At 51.1% G+C, this 2,077-nt stretch carries 2 protein-coding genes; both read left to right on the top strand.

All coding sequences use genetic code 11. The annotated features are described in order from the left end of the window. The coding region (locus AQZ49_RS22005; RefSeq protein WP_231739368.1) for a site-specific integrase at nt 1-1,308 on the top strand (1,308 nt) is incomplete at its 5' end. Nucleotides 1,309-1,339: 31 nt separating this feature from the next. After that, complete coding sequence (locus AQZ49_RS22000; RefSeq protein WP_082701990.1) at nt 1,340-2,014, top strand: EcsC family protein; 675 nt, start codon at nt 1,340-1,342, stop codon at nt 2,012-2,014. Nucleotides 2,015-2,077: the final 63 nt, after the last annotated feature.

Below are 2,077 nucleotides of genomic sequence, written 5' to 3'. Positions count from 1 at the left end.
AAAGCAGCAGTTCGCCGCATGCCGAGTGTCGCGGGTGAGATCGAGGCCGTCATTGAGCGCGCTCGTTTTGATGCTGGCCTGACTGTTGATGAGACGCTGCTTAGACCGCTTCGGGACGATCCCGGCCTGCGATCCAAATCAGCCACCAGCCCAGCAAGGCAAGCGGACCCCACGCTCGACCAATCGTCAGCAAACCATCCGGTCAGCGCGACTATGACGCTGAGTGAAGCATACGAGCAATACCTGACCGACCCCACTCACTCGTGGTCGGCGAGGACACGCGAGGCATTCGAAACAAGCCGCAGGATGGCGGTTGCGGTGATCGGCGCCGAAACACCCGTCATGACGCTCTCAAGGGCTCATTGCCGCGATTACATCGAAGTGCTGCGCTCCCTGCCTCGCAACGCCACCAAGCGCTTTCCAAAGCTGACTCCTCGGCAGGCATCAGATCGAGCCCGAGAAGCTGGTGAGCACGAGGTGATCAGCGCTGCCAACGTGAACGTGTATCTCGGCAACCTGTCGAGCTTCTTGAACTGGGCCGTCAATGAGGAGCTTCTCGTTCGAAATCCAGCACGCGGCCTTCGGCTGCATGATGAGACTGCCAAGAAGGACAAACGTTTCCCATTTTCACCAGAGCAGTTGCGGACGATCTTCAACGCGCCGCTGTATCGGGGTTGCGTCGATGGCGAGCGGGGTTACGCCACACCCGGTATGGAACGTCCCCGCAATGCCCGATTTTGGGTGCCGTTGATTGGCCTGCACACAGGCATGCGGCTCAACGAAATTTGCCAGTTGGATACAACCGATATTTGCCCGATCGAAGGAATCCAGTGCATCGTGGTGAGCGAGGCGTCAAAAATCGGCAGCATCGACAAAATCCTCAAGACAGGCGCGAGTCAGCGGATCATCCCACTTCATCAAAACCTGCTTGAAGGTGGTCTACTTCAATATGTTGATGAGCAGCGCCGCGCCGGTAAGACCAAGCTGTTCGAGGAAATCGATCCCGGCACCAAAGGCATTCGCGCAGTGGCCTTTTCAAAATGGTTCACGCAGTTCCTGCGGGCGTGTGGGGCCTATCGGGAGCGCACCTGCTACCATTCCTTCCGACACAATTTTCGCGACGAACTGCGGGCGGCACGTATCGATCATGACATTGCGATGGCCCTCGGCGGGTGGACCGCCGGCACAGGCGGGCGAGGAGGTGCTTCCGAGAATTATGGCTTCGGCCATCAAGTTCAAGCGCTCAAAGGCGCTGTTGACGCGCTAAAATTCACTGATATTTCTGCAAAAAAGCTGTTCGCGACGTAATTCATATAGCGACAAAACTTTTGGAGTTGTCATGGTTGATTATAGCGGCGCGATTTCAAGGATAAAAAATGTCATTATAGACATAAATATTGAACATGTATTCAGTGACGCTAGGTCATACGGACTGAAAGTAAACACGATAGAGGATTTTGCAAATCAAGCGCATAATCATGTTTTTATAGAAAAACTTATGATAAAATACGCGAATATCGCACAGTTTTACTGTGTAGCCAGTGGTTTTTCGACAGGGATTGGCGGAGTATTCACCTCGACTGCCTTGGCTGGTGTTGATATTGCGAATATGGCGGCGCAGTTATATAGATTAAATCAAAGACTTTCGGTCCTAAATGGATTCGATCCCAATAATATGATTCATCAAGAAAAATCACAGATGATTTACTTGAAAGCTCTCGGCTTTGAAGCCGCCGCGCAAGCATCAATTCGCGCGCAAGTTATCAAGGCGGCTGCGGAGAATACGGCCAAGCGAGGCCCATCATCAAATGTTACCATTCGCTTGATCATGGAGGTAGTTAAACTTCTTGGGCCTAAGATCACAAAAGAACAGGCCGCGAAGTTGGTTCCGTTTGTCGGAGCATTTTTGGGTGGCGGTGGAAACTACTTATTTTCAAAATCTGCCGCAAATAAGATGATAAATGATTATAAGTCAGATTATTTTGATCGATGGCAGACCGAAAGTCGAAAATGACTTTTTCTATATTTGTATGTTTCAACTCATACGTAACATATAATTTTGGCTCTATCGTCACAT

This window comes from Novosphingobium sp. FSW06-99 (genome assembly GCF_001519065.1).
In the GTDB taxonomy this organism is placed as follows: Bacteria; Pseudomonadota; Alphaproteobacteria; order Sphingomonadales; family Sphingomonadaceae; genus Novosphingobium.
This window is presented reverse-complemented; position numbering and strand designations above follow the sequence as displayed.

What these genes read in the sequence shown, in the direction of transcription:
- AQZ49_RS22000 (WP_082701990.1), top strand. Translation starts at nt 1,340, where the DNA reads ATGGTTGATTATAGCGGCGCGATTTCAAGGATAAAAAATGTCATTATA.